This window comes from Burkholderia pulmonis, from assembly GCF_984667975.1.
Map to the genome: position 1 here is coordinate 424,595 of NZ_OZ480186.1, position 25,057 is coordinate 449,651.

General features: G+C 65.8%; 23 protein-coding genes and 1 tRNA gene. 16 read left to right on the forward strand and 8 right to left on the reverse strand.

What is annotated here, in order from left to right; translation table 11 throughout:
- Window positions 1–64: 64 nt before the first annotated feature.
- Window positions 65–583 carry a ClpXP protease specificity-enhancing factor gene (locus AC5LXK_RS02030; protein WP_493390096.1) on the forward strand — a complete coding sequence of 173 codons (519 nt, stop codon included), beginning with the start codon at window positions 65–67 and terminating at the stop codon, window positions 581–583.
- Window positions 584–601: 18 nt separating this feature from the next.
- A tRNA-Thr gene (locus tag AC5LXK_RS02035) sits at window positions 602–677 on the forward strand.
- Between the two features lie 154 nt (window positions 678–831).
- On the opposite strand, the gene AC5LXK_RS02040 is transcribed toward AC5LXK_RS02035, so the two are convergent.
- On the reverse strand, window positions 832–1,437 hold the full coding sequence (locus tag AC5LXK_RS02040) for a hypothetical protein (protein WP_493390097.1): 606 nt from the start codon (window positions 1,435–1,437) through the stop codon (window positions 832–834).
- A gap of 592 nt (window positions 1,438–2,029) precedes the next feature.
- Between AC5LXK_RS02040 and AC5LXK_RS02045 the strand changes: the two genes are divergently transcribed.
- A complete protein-coding gene (locus AC5LXK_RS02045) occupies window positions 2,030–2,233 on the forward strand; it encodes a hypothetical protein (protein ID WP_493390098.1) in 204 nt (67 codons plus the stop codon).
- 44 nt (window positions 2,234–2,277) lie between these two features.
- Here AC5LXK_RS02045 and AC5LXK_RS02050 read toward each other — a convergent pair whose 3' ends face one another.
- Window positions 2,278–3,078 carry a transporter substrate-binding domain-containing protein gene (locus tag AC5LXK_RS02050; RefSeq protein WP_011350749.1) on the reverse strand — a complete coding sequence of 267 codons (801 nt, stop codon included), beginning with the start codon at window positions 3,076–3,078 and terminating at the stop codon, window positions 2,278–2,280.
- A 236-nt stretch (window positions 3,079–3,314) separates the two neighbouring features.
- Between AC5LXK_RS02050 and AC5LXK_RS02055 the strand changes: the two genes are divergently transcribed.
- From AC5LXK_RS02055 to AC5LXK_RS02070, 4 genes are all read left to right on the forward strand, one after another.
- On the forward strand, window positions 3,315–3,695 hold the full coding sequence (locus tag AC5LXK_RS02055) for an Imm10 family immunity protein (RefSeq protein ID WP_493390099.1): 381 nt from the start codon (window positions 3,315–3,317) through the stop codon (window positions 3,693–3,695).
- A 105-nt stretch (window positions 3,696–3,800) separates the two neighbouring features.
- Window positions 3,801–4,118, forward strand: coding sequence for a DUF7716 domain-containing protein (locus tag AC5LXK_RS02060; RefSeq protein WP_493390100.1), 318 nt, complete (start codon window positions 3,801–3,803; stop codon window positions 4,116–4,118).
- Window positions 4,119–4,170: 52 nt separating this feature from the next.
- Window positions 4,171–4,701, forward strand: coding sequence for a DUF4265 domain-containing protein (locus AC5LXK_RS02065; RefSeq protein ID WP_493390101.1), 531 nt, complete (start codon window positions 4,171–4,173; stop codon window positions 4,699–4,701).
- A gap of 17 nt (window positions 4,702–4,718) precedes the next feature.
- Window positions 4,719–5,054 carry an immunity protein Imm33 domain-containing protein gene (locus AC5LXK_RS02070; RefSeq protein ID WP_493390102.1) on the forward strand — a complete coding sequence of 112 codons (336 nt, stop codon included), beginning with the start codon at window positions 4,719–4,721 and terminating at the stop codon, window positions 5,052–5,054.
- 126 nt (window positions 5,055–5,180) lie between these two features.
- On the opposite strand, the gene icmH is transcribed toward AC5LXK_RS02070, so the two are convergent.
- From icmH to tssJ, 3 genes are all read right to left on the reverse strand, one after another.
- Window positions 5,181–5,963, reverse strand: coding sequence for a type IVB secretion system protein IcmH/DotU (icmH, locus tag AC5LXK_RS02075; protein ID WP_493390103.1), 783 nt, complete (start codon window positions 5,961–5,963; stop codon window positions 5,181–5,183).
- The gene (gene tssK, locus AC5LXK_RS02080; protein WP_493390104.1) at window positions 5,960–7,306 is read right to left on the reverse strand and encodes a type VI secretion system baseplate subunit TssK; all 1,347 of its coding nucleotides are present in this window, start codon (window positions 7,304–7,306) and stop codon (window positions 5,960–5,962) included. Before tssK ends, icmH begins: the two co-directional genes overlap by 4 nt.
- A 102-nt stretch (window positions 7,307–7,408) precedes the next feature.
- Window positions 7,409–8,020, reverse strand: a complete 612-nt coding sequence (gene tssJ / locus AC5LXK_RS02085; RefSeq protein WP_493390105.1) for a type VI secretion system lipoprotein TssJ — start codon at window positions 8,018–8,020, stop codon at window positions 7,409–7,411.
- 373 nt (window positions 8,021–8,393) lie between these two features.
- Between tssJ and AC5LXK_RS02090 the strand changes: the two genes are divergently transcribed.
- The 9 genes from AC5LXK_RS02090 (at window position 8,394) to tssA (ending at window position 19,076) form a co-directional block, all read left to right on the forward strand.
- The gene (locus tag AC5LXK_RS02090; protein WP_493390106.1) at window positions 8,394–9,023 is read left to right on the forward strand and encodes a tetratricopeptide repeat protein; all 630 of its coding nucleotides are present in this window, start codon (window positions 8,394–8,396) and stop codon (window positions 9,021–9,023) included.
- Window positions 9,024–9,077: 54 nt separating this feature from the next.
- Entirely contained in the window at window positions 9,078–9,593 is a 516-nt protein-coding gene (tssB, locus tag AC5LXK_RS02095) for a type VI secretion system contractile sheath small subunit (protein ID WP_174379402.1), read from the forward strand.
- 15 nt (window positions 9,594–9,608) lie between these two features.
- Window positions 9,609–11,099 (forward strand): type VI secretion system contractile sheath large subunit, encoded by a 1,491-nt coding sequence (gene tssC, locus AC5LXK_RS02100; protein ID WP_059236457.1) that lies wholly within the window; start codon window positions 9,609–9,611, stop codon window positions 11,097–11,099.
- A gap of 70 nt (window positions 11,100–11,169) precedes the next feature.
- Window positions 11,170–11,673 carry an Hcp family type VI secretion system effector gene (locus AC5LXK_RS02105; protein ID WP_006477093.1) on the forward strand — a complete coding sequence of 168 codons (504 nt, stop codon included), beginning with the start codon at window positions 11,170–11,172 and terminating at the stop codon, window positions 11,671–11,673.
- 62 nt (window positions 11,674–11,735) lie between these two features.
- Window positions 11,736–12,221: a type VI secretion system baseplate subunit TssE gene (tssE, locus tag AC5LXK_RS02110; RefSeq protein WP_006477092.1), complete on the forward strand. Its 486-nt coding sequence runs from the start codon at window positions 11,736–11,738 to the stop codon at window positions 12,219–12,221.
- A 77-nt stretch (window positions 12,222–12,298) separates the two neighbouring features.
- On the forward strand, window positions 12,299–14,134 hold the full coding sequence (gene tssF / locus AC5LXK_RS02115; RefSeq protein WP_493390107.1) for a type VI secretion system baseplate subunit TssF: 1,836 nt from the start codon (window positions 12,299–12,301) through the stop codon (window positions 14,132–14,134).
- On the forward strand, window positions 14,098–15,198 hold the full coding sequence (gene tssG, locus AC5LXK_RS02120) for a type VI secretion system baseplate subunit TssG (protein WP_493390108.1): 1,101 nt from the start codon (window positions 14,098–14,100) through the stop codon (window positions 15,196–15,198). The genes tssF and tssG overlap by 37 nt, the downstream gene beginning before the upstream one ends.
- A gap of 43 nt (window positions 15,199–15,241) precedes the next feature.
- Window positions 15,242–17,911 carry a type VI secretion system ATPase TssH gene (gene tssH / locus AC5LXK_RS02125; RefSeq protein ID WP_493390109.1) on the forward strand — a complete coding sequence of 890 codons (2,670 nt, stop codon included), beginning with the start codon at window positions 15,242–15,244 and terminating at the stop codon, window positions 17,909–17,911.
- Window positions 17,912–17,954: 43 nt separating this feature from the next.
- Window positions 17,955–19,076, forward strand: a complete 1,122-nt coding sequence (tssA, locus tag AC5LXK_RS02130) for a type VI secretion system protein TssA (RefSeq protein ID WP_493390110.1) — start codon at window positions 17,955–17,957, stop codon at window positions 19,074–19,076.
- An 81-nt stretch (window positions 19,077–19,157) separates the two neighbouring features.
- Here the strand turns inward: tssA and AC5LXK_RS02135 are convergent, their stop codons facing one another.
- The 3 genes from AC5LXK_RS02135 to tssM are packed head-to-tail and all read right to left on the reverse strand — an operon-like array spanning window position 19,158 to window position 25,043.
- Window positions 19,158–20,108 (reverse strand): OmpA family protein, encoded by a 951-nt coding sequence (locus AC5LXK_RS02135; protein WP_493390111.1) that lies wholly within the window; start codon window positions 20,106–20,108, stop codon window positions 19,158–19,160.
- Window positions 20,109–20,112: 4 nt separating this feature from the next.
- Window positions 20,113–21,102: a type VI secretion system-associated protein TagF gene (tagF, locus tag AC5LXK_RS02140; RefSeq protein ID WP_493390112.1), complete on the reverse strand. Its 990-nt coding sequence runs from the start codon at window positions 21,100–21,102 to the stop codon at window positions 20,113–20,115.
- Window positions 21,099–25,043, reverse strand: a complete 3,945-nt coding sequence (tssM, locus tag AC5LXK_RS02145) for a type VI secretion system membrane subunit TssM (protein WP_493390113.1) — start codon at window positions 25,041–25,043, stop codon at window positions 21,099–21,101. Before tssM ends, tagF begins: the two co-directional genes overlap by 4 nt.
- Between the last annotated feature and the right edge of the window lie 14 nt (window positions 25,044–25,057).

Genomic DNA, 25,057 nt, shown 5'->3' on the forward strand with positions numbered 1-25,057 from the left:
ATGAAGGCATGACGGGGAGGGCGGTGCGGCATGCCGCGCGCCCGCTCCGGGTTCGAGGATTGTGATGCAAGAGATTTCAACGAAGCCTTATCTGCTGCGCGCGTTGTACGAGTGGTGCACCGATAACGGTTACACGCCGCATATCGCGGTGAGGGTCGACAACTCGACGCGCGTGCCGCGTCAGTTCGTGCGTGACGGCGAGATCGTGCTCAACATCAGCTTCGAGGCGACGAGCCAGTTGCAGATGGGCAACGAGTGGATCGAGTTCACGGCCCGGTTCTCCGGGAAGGCGCACAAGATCGAGATTCCGGTGGCCAACGTGCTCGCGATCTATGCGCGCGAGAACGGACAGGGCATGGCGTTCCAGGTCGATGCGGTCGCGGGCGAAGGCGAGGATTCGGGCACGTTCGACGAAGAAGTGCCGGCTGACGATGCGCAGCGTGACGAGCCTGCGTCGCCGTTGGCGCCGGTCGCCGACAGCGGCGCGAACGAGGAGCCGTCCGAAGGTGCCGACGAACCGCCGAAGACCGACGGCGACGGCTCGAAAGGCGGCAACAGACCTCGCCTCAAGATCGTGAAATGAGGTAGAATCTCGCGCTACGCCGGCTTAGCTCATCTGGTAGAGCAGTTGATTTGTAATCATCAGGTGGCGGGTTCGAGTCCTGCAGCCGGCACCATATTGAACGAAGGGCCGGGAGATTCATTCTCCCGGCCCTTTGTCTTTTCTGCGGATGTGCGATGCATCGCCACCGACGGCGATGCATTTCGCGTTGATCCGTTCGACGCATTTGCCGGTCTCGTCGGATCGGCTTCCTTCATCGCGCGACACGCCTACGTCCCCGCCTCGATGCGCATCACATGCGCGGCGCGCAACGTGTCGCCAAACATCTTCCCCATCGCTGCGCCGCATTTCTTCGCGAGGCTGTCCGAATCGACGCAGGTCTCTCCATCGGCACGCGCCTTGTAGATCGGCTTGATCGTGTAGCGGGTACCGGCGGGCTTGTCGACGGTCGCCGGGACGGGAGTCGTCGTCACGTTCGACACCTCCATTTGCCAGGTCGCGCTAATGGGCGTGCTGTACCGCACCAGGTCGGACTCCGTGAACAGGCGGATTACGTGGGTCGGTCGCATGTCACGCAGGGCCGACGGGACCGGATTCACGAACTTCATCACGTCCAGTTCGACGATTTTCGTCGGCACGTCGGCCAGAGCGCCCTGGATGCCTTCGCCCAAGCCGGCGAGATACGCGCGACCTTCGCTACCGAAGGCGGGGCCGTCGAACATTTTGCAGTCCACGACGATCAGGATCGCCTCCGCTCTCGTCGGTTCGATGCCCGCGGTGCCTTCGCCAATGAGATTCGGGGTGGCGACGCAGCCGCTCGTGAGCGCTGCAACCACACATGCCGCGATTCCACACATTGTTTTCTTTGATTTCATGTCCGGGCGATCGGCAGAGCGGTGTGTTGGTTCGACACGATGCAGTCGAGCAATCGTATTGGCCCGATTGTGTTGGATGCGGTCCGGTTTGCCAATCTGTCGTCCACGCCCTGTCGGAACGCTATCGTATTGCTCATGACGCTCGCCAGCACCGATCACATCGGCCCGAACAACCCCGCACGCACAACTGACGGGCAGCAGCTCCCGTTGCCAGTGCAAGCGACTCAGCAATCTCCCGAGCAAGTCGCGCTCGACACGCGCGATCGCCGCGGTGCACCTGTGCGAACCGCTCGGGATCGTCGTCGATCAGGGCTGCATCGGATGGAAACGGCACGTAATACACGTCGTTTCGCCCCCGTTTTGTTGTCACGGTCGCGTCACGGCGCACCCATAAGGTTGCACGTTCCCGTCGCGCCGGCATCGCCGGACAGGGGCCGCATGCAACCAGCTGGCGACGTCGTGCCCATGTCGCAGGCAAGGCAACCGGGATCTCGCTCCCGGCCGCGCAGCGGTCATGCATCGCGCCATTTCATTCGAAAACACGATCGACGCCGCTTCGAACCGGATCGCGGACGATCAGGAGACAGGGACCATGCTGAGCCCGCATGAATTCTCGATGCTGTTGCGCATTGCGCGTGCACCGGACAGCGTCGATCAATCGAATCCGGCTTTTGCCGTGCTGGTCGAGAAGCGGCTGGTCGACGATACGCAGGTCCGCATGAATGCCGTGGCCGCGCGTCCGGCGCTGACGCCGATCGGCCAGATGCTGCTGGCGCGCTTCGACGAAGCGGCCTGAGGCGGCGCGCCACGCCTTCGTGACGCGCCGAAACGCCGGGCCGCTTACTGCGCGACCGGCACCGTCACGTCGCTGCCGAACCAGTGCATCGAGATCTTCTTCAGCGTGCCATCCTTGCGCAACGAATCGAGCGCGTCGTTGATCGCCTTCTCGAACTTCGGGTTGCCCTTGCGGAACGGGATCGCCATTTCCTGCTTGCCGCCGTTCAGCACCGCCCCCGCACGCAGCGGCAGGTTCGACGTCTTGATCATGTACGGCAGCATCAGGCGGTCGTCGAGCGTCGCCTCGATCCGGCCTGCGGCGAGGTCGCGCAGCTTCTCCGGCGCGCCCGGATACGTCTGCACTTCGATGCCCGGCACGGTGCGCGCCATCTGGTCGTAGTTGGTGCCGAGCGTCACGCCGAGCTTCTTGCCCTTGAAGTCGTCGAGCGACTTGAAGTTGCGCGTGTCGTCCTTGCGCTGGATCAGCTGCGCGGCCGAGTACGTGTACGGCTCGCTGAAGTCGAGCGCTTCCTTGCGCTGCGGCGTGATCGTGACCTGGTTGACGATCACGTCGAACTTGCCGGCCTGCAGGCCGGCGATGATGCCGCTCCATTCGGTCGGGATGAACTGCGTCTTCACGCCGAGCTTGCCGGCGACCGCGTTCGCGACGTCGACGTCGAAGCCCTCGAGCTGGCCGGACGTGCCGCGCGAGTTGAACGGCGGATACGTGCCTTCTAGGCCGACGCGCAGCACGCCGGCCTTCTTCACCGAATCGAGCAGGTCGTCCGCGTGCGCGGCGACGGCCGTGAAGCCGAGGGCCGACGCGAGCAGCAGGCCCGACAGCAGGAACTTCGAACGTTTCATCGCAGATCTCCAGTGTTCAGTGTCGTGTGGTGAGCGCCGGGTGACGGACGACCCCGGTGGCAGCCGGAATACGGGCACGTAGACACTACTCGCAACCGCGCTGCGCCGGAAGTCGAATTGGCCCTGATTGCAATCGATTTCACCGGAAAGCGGTGACGTACCGGCGCGTGCAGAATACTCTGACGAAAGCCGTCCGCCGGAGGGCGCCGAAGCCCCCGGGCCAGGAGCAGATCGACATGGATTTCAGGTTTTTCGCCGACATCGCCACCTACACGTTCGAGGACGGCGTTCACGTCGTCGGCCTCGCGGATCGCGATCCGCCGACGAACTACGTGATCCTGCAGCGTGGCACCGAAGATGACGAACAGGATGCGGCGCTGGGCCTCGACACGTATTACATGGAAGTGTGCGAGCGCGGGGTGGCCGGCTATGGCGGTGTCGAATCCGTATCGCTGCGCGGCGAAATGCTGAATATCGAGCTCGCGCCGGACGCGGGATGGGCGCAAGGGCTGGGGCTGGTCACGATCGTGGTGCGCGCGACCGGCGAACGGGAGCGCGTGAAGCAGGGGCTGGCGGCGATTTTCGCGGGGACACCGGCGCGGCTGCGCATCGATTGACGTGCGCCGGGAGGCGGGCGGGCGAGGAGTTGGCATAATCACGGCCTGCCGCGGAAGTCGCGCGGCCGATGCAATGCAATCAATCCGGATACCACCGCAATACCCATGTCGCTCGATTCCACGACCGCAGTACCGCTGCACCACATTCTCGAACGCCCCGGCGATTTCTCCGGGTGGCTTTACCTGCCGCCGATGCCATGGACGCTCGATACCGAGGGTGCGTTCTCCGACGACACCGAAGGCGGCGAGGATGCCGCAGTGCCTGCCATCGCCCGGCAAGCTGGGTGGCAGGTCACGCTGGACGGTGCGACGATCGAGGACATCGTGATCAACGCGCATGACCAGATCGACGAGCCGAGCATGGCACAGTTGTTCGATGCGTTCGTGTTCTACATCGAAAACGACGCATTCATTCTGTTCTGACGGCACGCAGGCCGCTCGCGGGCGGCGCGCAATGTTCAATCGAGAGGGGGCGATGCACGACGCGAACCTGAAACCGCTTGCCGACGCGTTGCGCGATCGCGATTTCGACGTGATCTACGTCTACGCCGGCCGTTCCGACGACGAGCCGGTGCACGAAGAACTTCCGGCTTGCGAGGTCGAGCCGGGCGTCTACGAACTGCTGGCCTCGCCGGGCCTCGCGCTGAATCTTGCGAGAGGCGACCTCGTCCGCAACGACGCCCCCGATCGCCCGGCGACCGTGCTCAGGCGCGGCGGAAACTACTGCATCCAGATCTACGGCGATGCGATTCCGACCGATGAAATCGATCGGCTCGAGCGCGAGGTCGGGACCGAGCTGGGCGGCGCGCTGGATGGCCGCCATGGCGGTTCGCTGGCGCTGTCCGTGCCGGCAGCGGTGGGCGGCGAGCGGATTCGTGTCGTGTTCGACGGTTTTGCCTCACGCACCGGGATCGCGTGGTACTACGCGAACATCTACCGGAATTTCGAAGATCCGGACGATGAAACGCTGCTCGACTGGTGGTTCGAATGCGAGCGTCGAAAGTGATCGGGAAGGGCATGGACATGGCAGACGATCCCGCAGCGCTGCGCGCGCATCAGGAAGCCATTTGTGCGCGATACGGCCTGCGTGCCGTCGAACCCGAAGACATGGTCGCCGTCGCGATGTCGACGCTCGGACGCATGCCTGTCTACGGCACGCGCATCGCGCTGTCCGACGGCGACAACGTCGGCTGGTTCCTTCATTGCGGCGAATACTCCGACGCCGTCGATTTCTATCAGCCGCTGCATGCCGCGCACCTGTCGACTTATCTGCCGTCGGTGCTGCCTTATTTGCGGTTGCCGGCCGGCGCGCATTTCATCATCGATGATGCAGGTTATGAGGATGTCTGGATGGCGTGACGCATCGGCGCACGTTCGATCTGTCGAACCATCTCGCCCATTCAGGCATCCCGATGAAGATCGCAAACAAAAAAGGACCGCTTGGCGGTCCTTTTTCCATGAAGGAGTGCTTGAGCGACGCGCTTCTTACGGCAGCGAAATCGTCAGATTGGCCGACTCCGGCCCGACCTTGATCACCTGCGAATAAGGCGCCAGCGCCTGCAGCGTCTTGTCCTTCAGATACGTGTTGAGCCCGAGATACCCGAGCAGCGCCACCAGCGCGAACACGGTTCCGATCGCCCAGACCGGCACCTCGCGCTTCAACCGGTGCGCGATCTGGTCCGGCAGCGGCCAATGCGGTGCGAACGGCGCGCGCTTGCCCTTCATGTGCGCGATCTCGTCACCCAGCCGTGCGGTCAGATACGCGAGCTTCTCCGGCCCTTCGAGCAGATACTTGCCCTGGAACCCGAGCAGCAGGCACATGTGAAACACCTCGAGCGACTGCAGCCGTGCCGCACCTTGTGCACGACACTCCTCGAGATACTGGTAGAACTTCTCGCCCGCGAGCTGCTCGCCGAACAGCACGAGCTGGAGCGGCCGGCGCTCCCAGTCCGCGCGGATCTTGAACTGCGACGACAGCACCATTTCGTCGATGGCCGCGCAGAACGCGAACTTCGAGCTGTACACGTCCTCGGCGGCGATATTCAGCTTCTTCGCGCCGCGTTCGAAATCCGACAGGAATTCCTGGATCCGCGTGCTGAACTCGCTTGCGCTTTCCGGTTCCCGCCCGTTCTTGAGCAGGAACAGCATGAAGAACCCGTCGTACAGCAGGTCGAGCAGCGAGCGGGCCTGGAACGCGGAATCCGTCGACGCCGGGGTATGCATGGGTGCCGGCGCGTTGTCGCCGAACAGGGAAGGCGCGTAGCTCATGATGTGACCGCGATCAGTTCGAATTTCAGGTCATTGATGCCAGTCGGCGCGTAGATCATCGCGGACTGGGCCTGCAGCATGCGCTCGTACAGCGGGCTGCGCGAATCGAGCGCGAAGTAGCACGCGCCGGGTCGCACCGGAATCGCGGGCGGCACCTGCGGCGTATACGACAGCCGCACGCCGGGCATCGCCGACAGCACGAGCTTGTCGACGTCGTCGGGCGCGCCGACCTTGAAGCGGGCCGGCACCGCATCGACGAGCTCGACGCTCGGCATGTCCGCGGACACGGCCAGGTAGAACTCGGTCTTGTCGTCGATCTTGCCGGAATCGAGGCGGCCGAGGTGGAACGACGGACGCACCTCGTCGAGCGTGATCGCGAAGTAGCGCGTCGAGATCACGGTGTCGAGCAGCTCGCGCAGCATCAGGTCGAGGCGCGCGAAGCTCGGGCCCGGATCGTCGTGGCGATACACGGGCAGGTCGGCGAGCGCATAGCCCTTCGAGAACGTCATCAGCTGGCCGGCAAGGCGCAACAGCTCCTGGAACAGCCGCTCCGGGTGCAGCGCCGAGTGCTGGTGCAGGTGCGCGAGCGTCGCGAACGCGGCATTGGCGGTGTGCAGCAGCCAGAACGACGCGATGTCGCCCGAGCGGAATTCGATGATGTTCTTCGACGGCTCGCGGTGGAAGCCGTACAGCGCGTTCACCTTCGCCTGCAGCGCGTCGATCAGCTGGCGCAGCCGCTGGTGCAGGATCGGCGATGCGTCGATCGCGAGGCACGGCGGCACGAAGCTGTCGTCGATCTCGAAACCGGACGTCGCGGTGCGGCGCACGCGCACGAGCGGCACCGACAGCAGCTGGTCGCGCGGTTCGCTGTGCGCGATCATCTTGACCTGCGTCTTCAGGAACGTGATGTCGGCTTCGGCGGCGTCGGTGAAGTTGTCGGCGATGCTCGTCTGCTCGCTGACGAAACGCGTCATGAAGCCGGCGGCCGGATCGTCGCTGTAGTTGGTGCCGTTCTCGCGCAGCGGGTGCAGCGCGAGATAGAACACGAATTCGTTGATGCCCTCGGGCAACGTGTCCAGCGCGATCGGCGGCGGCAGGTCGTCGGCCTGCGGCGCGGCATACAGCGCACCGTCCGGGAACACGAGCGCGAGCTCCGCGACCCGCAGCACGTTGCTGCCGAGCGCGTCGCGGTCGATGCGCACCGAGCGCACGCCCCAGTTGTACGGCTGGATCGCCTGGATGGACTCGAACAGGCGCGCCTCGTGGTACGCGTCCTGCCGCTGAAAGTGTTGAGGCCGGAGGAACAGCCCTTCCCCCCACAGCACCTTGGCCGAATAACTCATGTCAAATCCGGTTAATGTCGCGTTGCGATGTAATCGATTTGTTCGTGCCCGAATTAAATCGCCAATTGTTAACTCTTGTTAATTGACATTCGTGCGTCATGTTTAACCGCAGGACACCGAAGAAAGCATATTCAGCGGTTGCGAAGGCGCACCCTGTTGCGGTGCGATGACCGTGCCGTCGGTGACTGTCATCGCGCAATTATGCAGGCCGATGATTATGCCGGATTTCTCCGACTTCACCGGATCGAACGTCAGTTTCCATCTTTGCAGTGCGGGATCGCGGAACAGCGCGACAATGCCGAATGCCTGCGCTTCGCGCGAAACCTTCTCGGTTGCCGTATAGCGCTGGCCCGGAATCAGCGTGATTTCACGCACGTTCAGCAGGTCGGCGCCGAGCGCGGTCTTTTCCTTGGCCGGATCGGTAAATGCGTCGAACGGCGCCTGCTGGAACGACGTCGGGTCTTTCAGCGCATAGAGCCGGACGACGAGCGCGAGCGGCTTGTTGTCGGTCGCGGCGTTCAGGTTCGGCGCGGCGGCCAGCGTGATCCCGATATTGCGTGGAGGCTTCTGCGCGTCAGGCAATTCGGGCTTGCCGATGCCGGCCGCGGACATCACGGCGCTCGCGGCCGAACCGAGCAGCGGAGCGGCCGCGCATCCGGCCAGAAGGGCGCACGCAACCAGCGGCAGCGCGTAGCGAATCATGGACGATCTCATCGTGTTTCCGGCGTGCCGCCTCTATTCCTGTCAAAACTGCCGGGTATTTGCGCGTTCGCTGCGTATCCCCGACTTTGCACTGTTCAACTATTAAGCGGGCCTGCGTGTCGGCCGGCATCCGGAAATTTTTTCCGCCGCCCCGGCGGCGCGTCGTGCAACCAGTAAAACTTGCGCATTCCGGCCGAAAGAAAAACCGCCGCGAGCCCGCAGCGAGAGGCCTTTCGAGGGGGTAGCGCCCGGTTTTAAAAGGAATTACTCTTCACACGACGATTGAATTATGAAAAATTGATCGGTACTATACCCGCGCGCTTCTAGCAAAGCAAAAGAACCAGATTCTCAACGATTTAAAACTCACGCGCCGGTGGATATAACGATGAAAGACCGTCTCTTCGCAAAACTGTCTGGGGTAGTGGTGGCTTGCGGCGTGATCGCCGGCTGTGCGAGCCAGCCTCCCGCGCCGCCGACTGCGGAAGTGTTCAACAAGTCGCTGGCCGATGCAGACGCCGTCGCGAAGGCGGGTGACCAGGACAAGGCGCTCGGCCTGTACCAGCAGCTCGCGAAGTCGGATCCGACGCGCGAGGAACCGTGGTCGCGCATCGCGCAGATCCAGTTCGCACAAAACCATTACGGCCAGGCGATCGTTGCCGCCCAGGAAGCGCTGCAGCGCGACGCGACCGACCGTCAGGCGAAGAGCGTGCTGGCGGTTGCCGGCCTGCGGATCGCGACGCAGTCGCTCGGCGAGCTGCGCCAGGATTCGTCGCTCGCAGGCGACGCGAAGTCCGACGCGCAGGCGCTCGCGAAGCAGCTGCGCGACACGCTCGGCGAATCGGCGCTGTTCCCGCCGGAGCAGAAGGTGCCGCCGAAGAAGTACACCGGCCGCCGTCCGGTCCACCGTCCGAAGGTCGCGGCCGCACCGGCCGCCGAGGCGGCTGCGACTACCGCGCCGACGCCGGCCGCGTCGCAAAAGGGCGGCGCGGACCCGTTCGGCGCACTGCGCAACTGACCGTAACCGAGCGCAACTGACGCGATAACCACAACTAACCTGGGAGCCGTCGAGATGGCCAAGAAAGAAAGCATTCAGAAAAGCTTGCAGAAGATACGGCCGCCGCGCGTCCAGCTGACCTACGAGGTCGAGAAGGGCGATGCGATCGAGGTGAAGGAGCTGCCGTTCGTCGTCGGGGTCGTCGGCGATCTGGCGGGCCAGTCCGAAATCGAGCAGCCGAAGCTGCGCGACCGCAAGTTCGTCAACATCGACCGCGACAATTTCGACGACGTGATGAAGGCGATCGAGCCGCGCGCCGCGTTCCAGGTGGAAAACCGCCTGAGCCCGGAAGGCGGCAAGTTCGCGGTCGACCTGAAGTTCCGCTCGCTGTCGGATTTCAGCCCGGACGACGTCGTCGAACAGGTCGAGCCGCTGCGCCGCCTGCTCGAGGCGCGCTCGAAGCTCGCCGACCTGCGCAACAAGCTCGCCGGCAACGACAAGCTCGAGGATCTGCTGTCCGAGGTGCTGAAGAACACGCAGCAGCTGCAGGAGCTCGCCAAGGGCACGGGCAGCGACAAAGACGGCGAATGACGACGGAGTGTTGAGATGAACCAGCAAACGGCTGCGGCCCAAGCGAGCGGCGCGGAATACGCCGCCGGGACTTCGCTGCTCGACGACATCGTCGAGAAGAGCAAGGTCGCGAAATCCGATTCCGAGCATGCGCGTGCGAAGGACCTGATCGGCGAACTCGTGCACCAGGTGCTCGACGGCACGGTGATCGTGTCGGACAACCTGTCGGCCACGATCGATGCGCGCGTCGCGGAGCTCGACCGCCTGATCTCCACGCAGCTTTCCGCCGTGATGCACGCGCCGGAATTCCAGCGCCTCGAAAGCACGTGGCGCGGGATGGACTATCTGGTCAAGGAAAGCAACACGGGCCAGACGATCAAGATCAAGGCGCTGCACGCGCCGAAGCGCGACCTCGTGCGCGACTTCAAGGGTGCGAGCGAGTTCGACCAGAGCGCGCTGTTCAAGAAGGTCTACGAAGAGGAATTCGGCACGTTCGGCGGCTCGCCGTTCGGTGCGCTGATCGGCGATTACGAGATCTCGCGCCAGCCGGAAGACATGTACTTCATCGAGCAGATGTCGCACGTCGCGGCGGCCGCGCATGCGCCGTTCATCGCGTCGGCGTCGCCCGAGCTGCTCGGCCTCGAGTCGTTCTCCGACCTCGGCAAGCCGCGCGACCTCGGCAAGGTGTTCGATACCGTCGAATATGCGAAGTGGAAGTCGTTCCGCGACGCCGAAGATTCGCGCTACGTCGGCCTGACGCTGCCGCGCTTCCTCGGCCGCCTGCCGTTCAATCCGAAGGACGGCCAGACCGCGGAGAACTTCAACTTCGTCGAGGACGTCGACGGCACCGATCACGACAAGTACCTGTGGTGCAACGCGTCGTGGGCATTTGCTGCACGCCTGACGGCCGCGTTCGACGACTTCGGCTGGTGCGCGGCGATCCGCGGCGTCGAAGGCGGCGGCCTGGTCGAAGACCTGCCGACCCACACGTTCAAGACCGACGACGGTGAAGTCGCGCTGAAGTGCCCGACCGAAATCGCGATCACCGATCGCCGCGAGAAGGAGCTGAGCGACCTCGGCTTCATCCCGCTCGTCCATTGCAAGAATTCAGATTACGCCGCGTTCTTCGCTGCGCAGTCGGTGCAGAAGCCGAAAAAATACAGCACCGACAGCGCGAACGCGAATGCCGTCCTGTCCGCCCAGCTTCAGTACATCTTCTCGGTATCGCGCGTCGCGCACTACCTGAAGGCGATGATGCGGGACAAAATCGGCAGCTTCGCATCGGCGCAGAACGTAGAGACTTTCCTCAACCGGTGGATTTCGCAGTACGTCCTGCTCGACGACAATGCCTCGCAGGAACAGAAAGCCCAATTCCCGCTGCGCGAGGCATCCATACAAGTGTCGGAGATTCCGGGCAAGCCGGGCTCGTATCGTTCGGTCGCGTTCCTGCGCCCGCACTTTCAGCTCGACGAACTCTCGATTTCTCTGCGACTTGTCGCTGATCTGCCCAAACCGGCAAATTCATAAGCGAGTAAATCGCCCGGGCGGGCCGCCTGGGTAGGACGTTAAAACCACCTCTTTGGGGAGTCGAAGGGCCATGTTACATATGCACTTGCAGTTTGGTAGTCCCGCGGTGAAGGGCGAGTCCGCGGATAAAGACCACCAGGGCTGGATCGAGCTGAAATCGTGGGATCACTCGATCGTTCAACCGCGTTCGGCAACCGCATCGACCGCTGGCGGTCACACGATGACGCGTTGCGAGCACGGCGACATGATCTTCACGAAGGAAATCGATTCGTCGAGCCCGCTGCTGTACCAGCACGCTTCGGGCGGTACCACGTTCGATGAAGTGACGGTCCATTTCTCGCGCGCAGACGGTGAAGGCAAGCGCGTGCAGTATCTGGAAGTCAAGCTCAAGTACGTGATCATCTCGAGCATCGCCCCGAGCGTTCGCGAGGAAGGTCTGCCGCTCGAGACGTTCTCGCTCAAGTACGCAGCCGTGCAGTGGAAGCAAACCCAGCAGAAGATCGGCGGCAACCAGGGCGGCAACACGCAAGGCGCCTGGAGTCTGACGAAGAACGACAAGACCTACGCGGTCTAAGGTCGGTTGCGGCAACGGGGCGCGTTGCGTCCCGTTGCCGTTTTCGCTGTGCATACCGGCCGATGAAACGATTCGAACCCAGTTTTCTCGACAAGCTGTTCGACGACGAACCGCACCTGCCGGCCTCGGCAGCGATGCGGCAATTGTCGCTGGACGAGCTCAAGAACACGGTCGCCCGCGACGTCGAGGCGATCCTCAACACCCGTATCGCGCATACCGAGAACGAGCTGGCGGCGTTGCCGGAATGCCAGAAATCGGTGCTGACCTACGGGCTGAACGATTTCGCGGGGCTGAGCCTCGCGAGCCACTACGATCGCGCATTCATCTGCAAGTCGATCCAGCAGGCGATCGCACGCCACGAGCCGCGCCTGCAGCAGGTGCAGGTGACGTTCGAGCTGAACGAGCAGGCCACCAACGCGCTCTACTTCGCGATCCAGGCGCTGCTCGTCGTGCACCCGGCCGAAGAGCCGGTGAGTTTCGACGCGATGCTGCAACCGTCGACGCTGCAGTATTCGGTCACGCGCGCACGCGCTGCAAGAATGCAGTAAATCAAGCCGCCGAGCGGGCCGGACCGCCCGGTGGTGGAACAGGGTCCGGCAGGAAATATTGAGGTTCGGGGTCGTCGATGGAAGAATTGCTGCCGTATTACGAGCGCGAATTATCGTTTTTGCGGCGCTATTCGCGGGATTTCGCCGAACGCTATCCGAAGATCGCGGCGCGGCTCGCGCTGTCCGGCGAGCACTGCGAGGATCCGCACGTCGAGCGGATGATCGAGTCGTTCGCGCTGCTCGGCGCGCGGATCAACAAGAAGCTCGACGACGACTATCCCGAATTCACCGAAGCGCTGCTGGAAGTGCTGTATCCGCACTACCTGCGGCCGTTCCCGTCGTGTTCGATCGCGCAGTTCACGCCGGCGTCTCCCGGCCAGCAGACCGAACCGGTCGTGATCGGTCGCGGCACCGAGCTGAAGAGCCGCCCGATCCGCGGCGTGCAGTGCCGGTTCCGCACGGCCTACGACGTGACGCTCGCGCCGATCCGCATCTCCGAGGCACGCTACACGCCGGTCGCGCTCGCACCGAGCGCGACGGTGCTGCCGTCGAACGCAACGGGCGTGATCTCGATCACGTTCGAATCGCTGGCCGCGCAGCTCGATCTCGGCGCGCTGAAGCTGTCGACGCTGCGTGCGCACCTGCACGGCGAGCAGTCGTTCGTCGCCGCGCTGACCGACTGCCTGTTCGTCAACGTGCTCGGCGCGTACGTCGAGCCCGAGCGCAACGGCCGCTGGACGCCGCTGCGCAAGCTGCCGGTCGCACAGGCCGGCTTCAGCGAGGACGACGCGCTGATCGACTATCCGGCGAAATCGCATCCTGCATACCGCCTGCTCACCGAATATTTCGCGTTCCCCGACAAGTTCGATTTCGTCGATTTCGATCTCGCGGCGATCGCGCGCGCGTCGGGCCGCTGCCAGCGTGCGACGCTGCATCTCGTGCTGCAGGACGTGCGCAACGATTCGCACGTCGCGCGCCTGCTCGAGCTGCTGACCGCGAGCCATTTCCGGCTGTTCTGCACGCCGATCGTCAACCTGTTCCGCCAGCACGGCGAGCCGATCCGCATCACGCACCGCGCGGTGTCGTACCCGGTGATCGCCGAGGCGCGTCGCGCGTTCGCGTACGAGGTGTACTCGATCGACTCGGTGAAGCTCGTCCGGCAGCAGGCGCATGAGGAATCGGTGATCGAGTTCCGGCCGTTCTATTCGCTGCATCACGGCGAATCGGCGCGCATCGGCCACTACTGGTTCGCGCGCCGCAACGACTGGGTCGCGCAAAAGAGCCCCGGCTACGAAACCGAGATCTCGATCGTCGACATCGACTTCGAGCCGACGTCGCCGCAGACCGACACGCTGAGCCTCGACCTCACTTGCACGAACCGTGACCTGCCGGCGATGCTGGCCTTCGGCCTCGAAGGCGGCGACCTGTTCCAGGAGGGCGGCGCGCAGACGAGCGGGATCTCGCTACTGCGCCGTCCGACGCAGAGCGTGCGCTTCGAGCGCGGCCGCGCCGCGCACTGGCGGCTCGTGTCGCACCTCGCGCTCAACCACGTGTCGCTCGTCGCGCACGGCCTCGCGCCGTTGAAGGAAATGCTGACGCTGTACGACCTGCGCCGTACGGCCGTGTCGATGCGCCAGATCGACGGCCTCGCCGGCATCGAGCAACGCGGCGCCGTGCAGTGGCTGCCCGGCAAGCCGTTCGCGACCTTCGTGCGCGGCATCGAGATCCGGCTGACGATCGACGAGGAGCACTTCGTCGGTGCGAGCCTCGCGTCGTTCGTACGCGTGCTCGACAGCTTCTTCGGGCTGTACGTCCACCTCAACAGTTTCGTTCAATTAGTCGTCGTGTCGAAGCGCACCGGCGAGGAGATCATCCGATGCAAGCCCCGCACCGGCGAATCGATCCTGGCGTAGTCGACGCGCTGCTCGACGAGCCGCACCGCTTCGAGTTCTTCCAGGCGGTACGCGTACTCGAAGGGCTGTTCGCGCGGCAGGCGTCGGATGCGCCCGGCGCGTGGCGGCAGGGCGACGTCGTCGCGCAACGCATCGAATTCCGCAACACGCTGTCGCTCGGCTTTCCGCCGAGCGAGATCGAAGGCGCGCGCTCGTTCGACGACGACGGCACGCTGCTCGATTCCGGCGAGCAGCGCGGCGCCGCGCTCGCGGCCGGCGAGCTTGGCCACGTCGAACTGACGCCCGCGTTCTTCGGGTTGCTCGGCGGGCAGGGTGCGCTGCCGCTGCATTACACCGAGCAGATCGTCGCGCGCGAACACCTGAGGCGCGACCACGCGGCGCGCGCGTTCTTCGACGTGTTCTCGAACCGCGCGACCGCGCTGTTCTATGCGGCGTGGAAGAAATACCGGCTGCCGTTCCATTACGAACTCGACCGCGACGAGCGCTATCTGCCGCTGTTGCTCGCGATCGCGGGCGTGCCGAGCGACGAGGTGCGCGACAGCCTCGCGGCCGGCGTCGGCGGCGTGCTCGACGAGGCCGTGGCCGGCTACGCGCTGGCCGCGCGGCACCGGCCGATGTCGGCCGCGTACCTGCAGCGCACGCTGTCCGATTACTTCCGTGTGCCGGTGAAGATCGACCAGTTCGTCGGCAAGTGGTATGACGTGCCGCCCGACCAGCTGAGCGTGCTCGGCGAAGTCAACGCGGTGCTCGGCGCGACGGCGCTCGTCGGCGAGCGGGTATGGCAGCGCGACATGCGCGCGCGAATCGTCGTCGGCCCGCTGTCCAAGCGCGACTACGAGGCATTCCTGCCCGGCGGCGCGCAGGCCGTCGCGCTCGAGCGGATGCTGACGCTGCTTGCCGGCGTCACGCTCGAGTACGAGGTGAAGCTCGTGCTGAAGCGCACCGAGGTCGGCGCGAGCGTGCTCGGCGCGGGCTCGCGGCTCGGCTGGGATGCCTTCCTCTGCACGCGCGACGCGGTCGAGGATCGCTCGGACGCCCGCTACGAACTGCACGTGATTCACTGATTCCGAACGACAACAACACGCAATCGAACCTGAGATCGACGCCATGAGCACGCCTCTGAAGACCCTGATCACGAAACTGAACCCGCTGTGCCGCCACGCGACCGAGCGTGCGGCAAGCGCGTGCCTGGCGCGCGGCCATTACGAGGTCGATCTGGAGCACCTGTTCCTCGCGTTGCTCGACGAAGCGACGGGCGACCTGCCGCTCGCACTGCGCGCGAGCCGCGTCGATCCGCATGCGCTGCACGCCGATCTGGAGCGCGAACTCACGCGCCTGAAGACGGGCAACACGCGTACGCCGGTGTTCTCCGTGCACCTGATCGCGCTGTTCGAACAGGCATGGCTGATCGCGTCGCTCGACTCGCAGCTCGGTCGCATCCGTTCGGGGCACCTGCTGCTCGCGCTGCTGACTGCATCCGATCTCGCGCAGTTCGCACAGCGGATGTCGCCGCAGTTCGCGGAAATGAACGTGACGGACCTGAAGCACAAGTTCGACGAAATCATGGCCGGTTCGAGCGAAGCCGAGCCGCGTCAGGCGGACGACGAGGGCAGCGACGTCGCGTCGGCCGCCGATGGCATGGTGCCCGTGGCCGGCCCGTCGAAGACGCCCGCGCTCGATACGTACACGACCAACCTCACGCAGCGCGCGCGTGACGGCAAGATCGATCCGGTGATCGGTCGCGAAGCCGAGATCCGCCAGGCGATCGACATCCTGATGCGCCGCCGCCAGAACAACCCGATCATGACCGGCGAGGCCGGCGTGGGCAAAACCGCGGTCGTCGAAGGGCTTGCGCTGCGGATCGCGGCCGACGACGTGCCGCCGCCGCTGCGCGGCGTCGCGCTGCACGTGCTCGACATGGGGCTGTTGCAGGCCGGCGCGAGCGTGAAGGGCGAGTTCGAGAACCGCCTGAAGAGCGTGATCGACGAGGTGAAGAAGAGCGCGCACCCGATCATCCTGTTCATCGACGAGGCGCACACGATCATCGGCGCGGGCGGCCAGGCCGGCCAGAACGACGCGGCCAACCTGCTGAAGCCGGCGCTGGCGCGCGGCGAGCTGCGCACGATCGCCGCGACGACGTGGAGCGAATACAAGAAGTACTTCGAGAAGGATGCGGCGCTCGCGCGGCGTTTCCAGGTCGTGAAGGTCGAGGAGCCGAGCGAGCCGCTCGCGGCCGCGATGCTGCGCGGGATGTCGGGCCTGATGGAGAAGCACTTCAACGTGCGGATCCTCGACGATGCGATCACCGAGGCCGTGCGCCTGTCGCACCGCTACATCAGCGGCCGCCAGCTGCCGGACAAGGCGATCAGCGTGCTCGACACCGCGTGCGCGAAGGTCGCGCTCGCGCACAGCGCAACGCCGGCCGCGATCGACGACACGAAGAAGCGCATCGAGCGGATCGATGTGGAAATCGCGTCGCTGGAGCGCGAGGCAGCGGGCGGCGCGCCGCACGACGAACGGCTCGCCGAGCTGCGCGGCACACGCGACACGGCGCTCGAACAACTCGCGAAGGACGAGGCGCGCTACGAGGCGGAGCGCGTGATCGTCGCCGAGATCACCGAACTGCGCGACACGCTCGACAAGGCGCGCGGCCCGTCGGAAGACGGCCAGCCGGTCGACGTGCAGGCCACCCGCGACACGCTCGCGGAACGCGTCGCGGCGCTGCATGCGCTGCAGGGCGGCGAGCCGATGGTGCCGCTGCAGGTCGACGGCCACGTCGTCGCCGAGATCGTCGCCGCCTGGACGGGCATTCCGCTCGGCCGGATGGTGAAGGACGAGATCGACACCGTGCTGAACCTGCAGCCGTTGCTCGCCGCGCGCGTGATCGGGCAGGACCATGCGCTCGATGCGATCGCGCAGCGCGTGCGCACGGCGACCGCGAACCTCGAGGATCCGAACAAGCCGCGCGGCGTGTTCATGTTCGTCGGGCCGTCGGGCGTCGGCAAGACCGAGACGGCGCTGGCGCTGGCCGACGTCCTGTACGGCGGCGAGCGCAAGATGGTCACGATCAACATGAGCGAGTACCAGGAGGCACACAGCGTGTCGGGCCTGAAGGGTTCGCCGCCGGGCTACGTCGGCTATGGCGAAGGCGGTGTGCTGACCGAGGCCGTGCGCCGCAACCCGTATTCCGTCGTGCTGCTCGACGAGGTCGAGAAGGCGCACCCGGACGTGCTCGAGATGTTCTTCCAGGTGTTCGACAAGGGCGCGATGGACGATGCGGAAGGGCGCGAGATCGATTTCCGCAACACGCTGATCATCCTGACGTCGAACGTCGGCTCGACCGCGGTGATGCAGGCGTGCCTGAACAAGCCGGCCGAGGAGCTGCCCGATCCGGATGCGCTCGCCGAGACGCTGCGCCCGCAGCTGTACAAGACCTTCAAGCCGGCGTTCCTCGGCCGCATGAAGGTCGTGCCGTACTATCCGATCTCCGACGACGTGCTGGCCGAGATCATCGAGCTGAAGCTCGAACGCATCCGCCGCCGGATCGAGGCGAACCACAAGGCCGCGTTCGAGTGGGACGAATCGCTCGTCGACGCGGTGCTCGCGCGCTGCACCGAGGTCGACTCGGGCGCCCGCAACGTCGACCACATCCTGAACGGTACGCTGCTGCCGGAGATCGCGGGCCACGTGCTCGGCCGGATCGCCGACGGCGCGGCCATCGCGCGCATCGCGGTGCGCGCGGACGAGGCCGGCGAATTCGCGTACACCGTCGAATGAGCGCGGCCGCGCAACGCCCAAGCATTGATGAACTGACCGAACCATGCCGATCAATCTCCCCGAGCTGCTGACGCCGATCAGCGATGCGTCGCCCAGCGGCGACGACCTGCTGTTTTCGAACGAATTCGACGCGATCCAGGACGCGCGGCGCTACGACGATCCGACGCTCGACCAGGGCGAATGGGTGACCGAGATCAAGGAGGCCGACTGGGGCTTCGTGGTCGATCACGCGGACGCGCTGCTGCGCACCCGCACGAAGGACCTGCGGCTCGCCGTGTGGCTGACCGAGGCGCTCGCGCTCGAGGACGGCATCACCGGGCTCACCGAAGGCTATGCGCTGCTCGAGGGCCTGTGCCGCGACTTCTGGGACACCGTCCACCCGTTGCCCGAAGACGACGACACCGAGCACCGGCTCGGCAACGTCGCGTGGCTGTCGGGCCGCACGGCCGAGCTGCTGCGCGCGGTGCCGATGACGGACGGTGCGTCGAACGCGTTCAGCACGCTCGACTGGGAAGTGGCGCAGCACGTCGCGCAGTCGATCAAGCGCGACCCCGAACACGCGGACGACATCGCACGCGGCAAGCCGTCGATCGACCAGATCGACGCATCGCGGCGCGTGACGCCGATCGCGTTCTACACGGCGCTGCTGGCTAACCTGAAGGCGTTCGAATTCGCGCTGGATGCGTTCGAGGAGCGGCTCGTCGAGCGCGCGGGCGATTCGGCGCCGAGCTTCCGGCAGGCGCGTGACGCATTCGAGACCGTCTACCGTCTCGCCGAGCGCTTTGCGCGCGAGCAGGGCTATACGGGCAATGCGCCGCATTCGCAGGCAGCACCGCAGGCGCAGCCCGAACGTATCGAGCCGGTATTCGGCAATTCGGTCCAGACCGAGGAGACTCACGTGCAGCAGCAGAGCGCTTCGCGTCCTCCGGTGACGCAGATGATCGCCGGCATCCAGAACCGTGCGCAGGCCGTCGACCAGTTGCGCGCGGTAGCGCGCTATTTCCGCCAGACCGAGCCGCACAGCCCGGTCGCCTATCTCGCCGACAAGGCGGCCGAATGGGCCGACATGCCGCTGCACAAGTGGCTCGAGAGCGTCGTGAAGGACGACGGCTCGCTGTCGCATATTCGCGAGCTGCTGGGTGTGCGGCCGGACGAGCAGTCGTAAACGCAAGACGGGCGGCGCATTGCTGCTGCCGCCCGTCGTGTGCCGCGCCGCTCCGCCACGGAGCGGCCGGTCGGTCCGCTGTTACTGCCCCACGCGGAATTCGATCCGCCGGTTCCGCGCCCGCCCGTCGGCCGTATCGTTCGGCGCGATCGGCTGATCAGGCCCGACGCCCGTCGTCGTCATCTGCTGCGGCGGAATGCTCTTCGTGATCAGGTAACCCTTCACCGCGTCCGCGCGCGCCTGGCTCAGCGCGATGTTCGACGTCCGGTTCCCCGAGTTGTCGGTGTGGCCGATGATGTCGACCGTGCGGTTCTGCATCTTCGCGAGCGCGGCCGCCATCTGGTCGAGGATCAGCCTGCCCTGCGGCGTCAGCGTCGCGCTGCCGGTCTCGAACTCGATCGTCCGGTTCGCGAGCGTCTGGTCGAGCACACCCTGCTCGGAAGCCGATACGCGCAGCCCGTTCTTGATCGTGTACGTCGGATTCAGCGTGTTCGCCATGTCGCTCGCGAGCTGCTGGCGCTGCGCCTCGTTGTGCACCTCGCCCTTCATCTCGATCTGCGTGCCGTTGATCTTCAGCTGGCCCTTGCTGATCTGCTTGAGCTGCGTGCCGAGCAGCTTCTGCACGTTCGCGCTCCAGTTCGGCGGCGTTGCGACGTCGCCCACCTCGATCTGGTCGACGACGTTCGTCGCGCCGTAGGTATCGCGCAGCTTCTGCAGCACGGCGGACTTGGTCGCTTCGTCGGGCACCTTGCCGCCGACAACCACCTGGCCAGGGGCCGCGTTCGCGGGCGGCGGCGTGATCGTGCCGGCCGTGCCGCGCACCACCGTGCCGGATGCGGCGCCGGCGTTCGGGTTGGCGGACGGCAGCGCGGTCGTCGCGACCGTGCCGTTGCCGACCGGCGTGACGGTCGCACCGGTGTTCTGCGCGAAGGCCGCGCCGCTCGCGACGAGGCCCGCAGCGAACAGGGCGGCGAGGGCGGGCGAGACGGCGGCGGAAAAACGCGCGCGCCGGACGTGAATCGTGCGATGCATCCCGTCAGCCTCCGATGAACGCTTCGCGGAACGCGTCGATGGCGACGCGCAGCGAGAGTTGCGGTTGGTCGAGGTAGCTGACGAGCTTGCTGATCTGGTGATCGTTTTGCGCATGGGCGTCGATCCACTCGGGATCGTCGATGTCGATGTTGTGGGCGGCGTAGGTCTGCGGGTCGACGACGCTCAGCAGCGTCTTCGCCGACGCGCCGTTGAAGCCGATGACGAGCCGTTCGCGCTCGGCGATCGTGCCGATGAAGATCGCGAGCTCGAAATCGGCCTGCGCGACGAACGGTGCGATCAGTTCGAGCCAGAACGCGGCGACGAGGCTGCGGTAGAACGGGTCGACCGGCAGCGGCAGCGTGAGGCCGCGTTCGATGTGCGACGAGCCGCTCTGCATCACCGGCCGCAGCAGCGAGCCGAGCGCGAGCATTGCGCCGCGCAGCCGCACCGGGTGACCGCTTTCGAGCAGCATTTCCTGCAGGCCGTACAGCGACTGGTGTTCGACGAAATCGTTGAAGGTGCCGTCATGCGACGTGCCGGGGCCGCCGACATCGATCGGCACCTGCGTGTCGCCGAGCGCCTGCAGCGCGCCGGGCGGCTCGTCCTTGCCGAGCAGCGGCGGGATCTGGGTGGCGACGCGCGACCACAGCCGCGCGAACGCGAGCGGGCTGCGCGCGAGGAACGCGAGCGGTCGGTCGACCTCGAGCGCCGTTGCGCCGAGGAACGGGAAGCGGCGCATCGACACGTCGTGGCTCGCGACCATGTGGCCCGCGATCGCGAGCTTGCTGCGCGAGCCGAGGAACGCGAAGTGCATCGGCTTCGCATCCTCGTAGACGATCTTCCAGCGCGGATCTTCCGCGAGCAGCTCGAGCGCCTGCGCGATCCAGCGATCGAGCGTCTGCAGCAGCTGCGGATTGTGCGGGCTCTTCACGAAGTCGCCGCGCGACGGAATCTTGCCGAAGTAGGCGATCTGCGCCTGTACGGTTTGCGTCATTGCGCCCCCTGTGCATTCGTTGCGTTGGCGGCCGCGACGGCCGGCGCTGCGCCCGGCGTGCCCGTGCCGGACTGCGTCGCATTCTGCGCGGCGCCCGCGCTTGCGTCGGCGACCGACGACGGCAGTTGCAGACCGCGCAGGCTCTGCTGCTGCGGCTGGTCACCGCCACCGCCCGACGGCTGCGACGTGCTGATGATGCGCATCGTCACCGACACGTTCACGCTGCCCTGTGCCCACGTCAGGTCGAAGGTGCCGTCCGGACGGCGCTTGCGCTGCGCCGAGTTGATCAGCTTCTCGAGACCGTAGCGGCCCGGCTCGTTGACGAGCTGCACCGTGCGGCCGTCGAAGGTCGTCGCGGACAGCGTCGCGCCCGGCGAGCCCTGCGGGTTCGGCCACACGAAGTTGGTCCATTGCGGCGGCGTGTTGCGGTAGCGCAGTTGCTGGCCGTCGATCGCGATCGTGTATTCCGTCGTGCCGGTGCTCGGCTGCGGCAGGATCTGGAACACGGTCTGCGGCTCGGACGACGCGGCCGCGCTGCCTGCGGCACCGCCCGCGAGCGGGGCGACCCAGCGCGCGAAGCCGTTCGTGAAGTCCGGCGTGAGCCCGATGCCCATGTCGCCCCACGTGCGGGCGGCGAGCGTGTCGCCGCGGCGCACCGCGAGCGGCCCGAGCGTCGTGCCGACGAACTTCGCGATCGAACCGTCCGGACCGAACACCTGCGCGATCTCGCCGGCGCCGGCCTCGACCTTCGCGTTCGCCGCAAACGGGTACTTCGTCGCGAGCGAGTTCTGGAACGGCTGGTAGACCTGCGCGTTCCACACCTTGTTGACTTCGGTGCTGGCCGGCTGGATCACGACCGCGAACGCCTGCATCAGCGGCCGCACGAGCAGCGGACGCAGCGACTTGCGTTGCGAATCGGTGAGGCCCGTCAGCATCTGCTCGTCGACGAGCTTCAGCGAATCGGCGAGTTCCGAACCGTTGCCGTCGAGCGTCTGCTGCATCAGCTGGCGCGCGCCCGGCCCCGGGTCGCCCTGGTTCTTGATCACGTTGAAGCGGGTCCGGACCTTCGACAGCGAATCCATGTAGCTCTTCAGCATCGACGTGCCGTCATGCGTCGCGACGATCCGCGCGAGCCCGACGAACTCCTGGCCGATCGGACCCATCGGCACCTCGGCCGGATTGCCGTTGATGTCGATGTTGGCTGCCGCCACCTGGCCGGCCTGCGAGCGCGAGAACAGCTGCTTGACCCAGTTCACGACGCCCGTCTGTGCCTTCTTGATCGTCACGTTCGCGAGCGACGGGTTGTCCCAGGACGTCTGGTCGTACGCGGTCTCGAGGATCTTGCGGATCGGTGAATCCTGCGGATCGCCGAGGCGGTTCATCCCGTCGACGGCCTGGCCGAAGCTGCTGAAGCCCTGTACCGCGATGCCCTGCATGAACTTCTGCCAGTGCTGCGCGTACTCGGTCTTGTACATGCCGACGAGCGTCTTCTGGATCTGCTCGGGGCTGCCCTCGAGCGTCAGGTCGTCCTGCGTCGACGTGTTGAGCACCCAGTCCTTCGCCTGCAGTTCCTTGGTCGCCGCATCGCGGATCGCCGGCTGCACGTAGTCGAACCACGCTTCGCGCGTGAACGTGCCCGGAATCGCGTAGCTGCCGGCCACGAGGCCCTGGTTGCCGTCGCCGACGATGCGCGCGATGGTCATCGGCGCGAAGCGGGTCGACGCGCGTGCCTTGATTTCCTCGTAGACGCGCTGGCGGGCCGGCATGCCGCGCACCACGCGGCGCAGGTTCTCGCGGGTCTGGTCGACGAGCGCGAGGTTCGCGTCGATCATCGGCCAGTCGTCGTCGTTCACGCGGGACAGGTAGAACGAGATCATGCGCTCGGCGCTCTTGATCATCTCGTCACGCGGCATGTTGCCGCGATTCGTCTCGAGCCAGCCGCGCCAGAAGCGGGCGAGCTGGTCGGTCAGGTGCGCCTGTTCGACGTGACGCTTGTCGGACAGCATCAGGTACGTCTTGAGCGCGTTGTACGCGTCCTGCACGTTGGTCGGCGATGCGTCGCTGTAGAGGCCGCCCTGCGGTGCGGCAGCCTGTTGCGGGGCGGCGGCCGGCGCGATGCCGGACGCGGCCAGTGCGGCGCCGGCCTGCGGCGCGGCGCCTGCCGCGTTCGTCGAGACCGGCAGCGTGCCGCCCTGCACGGCGCCCGATTCGGGCGGGCGCGTCATCGGCACGAGCTGCTCGGGGTGCGCGTTCACGTCCTTCATGAACGACGCGAGGTTCTGCGACACGGGGGCCAGCAGGATCTGGCGCACGCCGTTGTAGTACTCGGTCAGCAGGTGCTGCTCGAGACGGTCGCCCTGGTACAGGCCGAGCGACACCGACATCGGCTTGTCGCGGCGGAACTGCTCGAGCTGTTCGATCCGGTCTTCGAGGATGTCCATCGCCTGCAGGCGCGACTGCAGGTCGTTGCGGCCCTGTTGCAGGCGCGTGACGTTGTCGAGGTCGGCCTGCACGTTCGCCACGAGCTGCTGGTTGCCGATCGTCGACCAGGTCCAGCCGCCCAGCGCGATCGCGAGCGCCGCGACGAAGCCGAAGAAGGTCGCGTAGCGCAGCCGCGTCTTGGTCGGGCTCGCGAACTGGCGCACCGTCTGGCGATCCGCGAAGATCACCTTCGAGAACAGGTCGCGCAGGAAGAAGCCGTTCTTCGAGAACGCGCTGTGCGGTTTCGGCAGCGCGTTCCCGTCGAGGCCGAAGCGGTGCGCGATGCGCTGCGCGGCCGTGCTGTTGGTTTCGCCTTCCTGCAGCGCGCTGGTGAAGTAGAAGCCGCGGAAGATCGGCTTGTACTGGAACGGGTTGTTCTCGAACAGCGTCGCGAGGAACGCGCGCAGCGACGGCTTGATCGTCGAGAATTCGAGCGGGAAGCTCAGTTGGCCCGGCGACAGCTGGTTGCCGCGCGACAGCGACAGCTGCGCGACGCTGATTTCCTTCAGCCCTTCGTAGAGCTCCTCGAAGTGCGTGTCGAATTGCGCGACGACGTCACGCTTGTCGTCCGGCTCGTAGGGCAGGGTGGCGCCCCACACGCGGTCGTACTCGTGCTTGTCGCTGCTGCTGAAGAATTCGGTGAAGCCGGTGATCAGGTCGGCCTTCGTGAACATCACGTAGACCGGCGCGAACACTTCCAGCTTTTCCGTCAGCTCCTGAACGCGCTGGCGGAGATTCTTGGCGAGGTTGATCGCGAATTCGGGGCGGTTGCCGGTGAGCTCGGCGATGCTCGCAGTGACGATGATGCCGTTGATCGGCGCCTTCGGACGATAGCGCTTGAGCAGGCCCAGGAAGCCGAGCCACTCGCTGCGGTCTTCCTCGTGCACCGAATAGCGGCCGGCCGTGTCGAGCAGGATCCCTTCGGTCGTGAAGAACCAGTCGCAGTTACGCGTGCCGCCGATGCCGTGGATCACCGCGCTGTTCTTGTCCGCGAACGGGAACTGCAGGCCGGAATTGAGCACGGCGCTGCTCTTGCCCGCGGCCGGGTTGCCGATCACGATGTACCACGGCAGTTCGTACAGCGCGGAGCCGCCCGACACCTGGCCGATCTTCGACGTCTTGATCGTCTTCACCGCATCCGACAGGCGCGTGCGCAGCACGTCGAGGTCGGCCGTCTTCGTGTCGGACGCGAGCGCGGCGGCGGCGGGCGCCGTGATCTTGCCGGTTTCCGCCTGCTCTTCCAGCACCTGGCCGAGCTGCTGGTTCGCGCGCTTCACGCGCCAGCGGCGCCACAGCGCGACGACGAGCCACAGCGCGATGATCGCCGCAAAGGCCATCGCCGCCCACAGGAGCGGCAACTGCAGCATGTCGGCGACGATGAAGAGAATGGCCGCTAGCGCGACGATCCCGACAATCGAGAGCGTACGCGGATGAGTCAGCACGTTGAGGATGCGTTGCATAGGACGTTCAGGTT

Coding starts and splice junctions, on each gene's coding strand:
- AC5LXK_RS02030 (WP_493390096.1), top strand. CDS start 65: ATGCAAGAGATTTCAACGAAGCCTTATCTGCTGCGCGCGTTGTACGAG.
- AC5LXK_RS02040 (WP_493390097.1), bottom strand. CDS start 1,437: ATGAAATCAAAGAAAACAATGTGTGGAATCGCGGCATGTGTGGTTGCA.
- AC5LXK_RS02045 (WP_493390098.1), top strand. CDS start 2,030: ATGCTGAGCCCGCATGAATTCTCGATGCTGTTGCGCATTGCGCGTGCA.
- AC5LXK_RS02050 (WP_011350749.1), bottom strand. CDS start 3,078: ATGAAACGTTCGAAGTTCCTGCTGTCGGGCCTGCTGCTCGCGTCGGCC.
- AC5LXK_RS02055 (WP_493390099.1), top strand. CDS start 3,315: ATGGATTTCAGGTTTTTCGCCGACATCGCCACCTACACGTTCGAGGAC.
- AC5LXK_RS02060 (WP_493390100.1), top strand. CDS start 3,801: ATGTCGCTCGATTCCACGACCGCAGTACCGCTGCACCACATTCTCGAA.
- AC5LXK_RS02065 (WP_493390101.1), top strand. CDS start 4,171: ATGCACGACGCGAACCTGAAACCGCTTGCCGACGCGTTGCGCGATCGC.
- AC5LXK_RS02070 (WP_493390102.1), top strand. CDS start 4,719: ATGGCAGACGATCCCGCAGCGCTGCGCGCGCATCAGGAAGCCATTTGT.
- icmH (WP_493390103.1), bottom strand. CDS start 5,963: ATGAGCTACGCGCCTTCCCTGTTCGGCGACAACGCGCCGGCACCCATG.
- tssK (WP_493390104.1), bottom strand. CDS start 7,306: ATGAGTTATTCGGCCAAGGTGCTGTGGGGGGAAGGGCTGTTCCTCCGG.
- tssJ (WP_493390105.1), bottom strand. CDS start 8,020: ATGAGATCGTCCATGATTCGCTACGCGCTGCCGCTGGTTGCGTGCGCC.
- AC5LXK_RS02090 (WP_493390106.1), top strand. CDS start 8,394: ATGAAAGACCGTCTCTTCGCAAAACTGTCTGGGGTAGTGGTGGCTTGC.
- tssB (WP_174379402.1), top strand. CDS start 9,078: ATGGCCAAGAAAGAAAGCATTCAGAAAAGCTTGCAGAAGATACGGCCG.
- tssC (WP_059236457.1), top strand. CDS start 9,609: ATGAACCAGCAAACGGCTGCGGCCCAAGCGAGCGGCGCGGAATACGCC.
- AC5LXK_RS02105 (WP_006477093.1), top strand. CDS start 11,170: ATGTTACATATGCACTTGCAGTTTGGTAGTCCCGCGGTGAAGGGCGAG.
- tssE (WP_006477092.1), top strand. CDS start 11,736: ATGAAACGATTCGAACCCAGTTTTCTCGACAAGCTGTTCGACGACGAA.
- tssF (WP_493390107.1), top strand. CDS start 12,299: ATGGAAGAATTGCTGCCGTATTACGAGCGCGAATTATCGTTTTTGCGG.
- tssG (WP_493390108.1), top strand. CDS start 14,098: ATGCAAGCCCCGCACCGGCGAATCGATCCTGGCGTAGTCGACGCGCTG.
- tssH (WP_493390109.1), top strand. CDS start 15,242: ATGAGCACGCCTCTGAAGACCCTGATCACGAAACTGAACCCGCTGTGC.
- tssA (WP_493390110.1), top strand. CDS start 17,955: ATGCCGATCAATCTCCCCGAGCTGCTGACGCCGATCAGCGATGCGTCG.
- AC5LXK_RS02135 (WP_493390111.1), bottom strand. CDS start 20,108: ATGCATCGCACGATTCACGTCCGGCGCGCGCGTTTTTCCGCCGCCGTC.
- tagF (WP_493390112.1), bottom strand. CDS start 21,102: ATGACGCAAACCGTACAGGCGCAGATCGCCTACTTCGGCAAGATTCCG.
- tssM (WP_493390113.1), bottom strand. CDS start 25,043: ATGCAACGCATCCTCAACGTGCTGACTCATCCGCGTACGCTCTCGATT.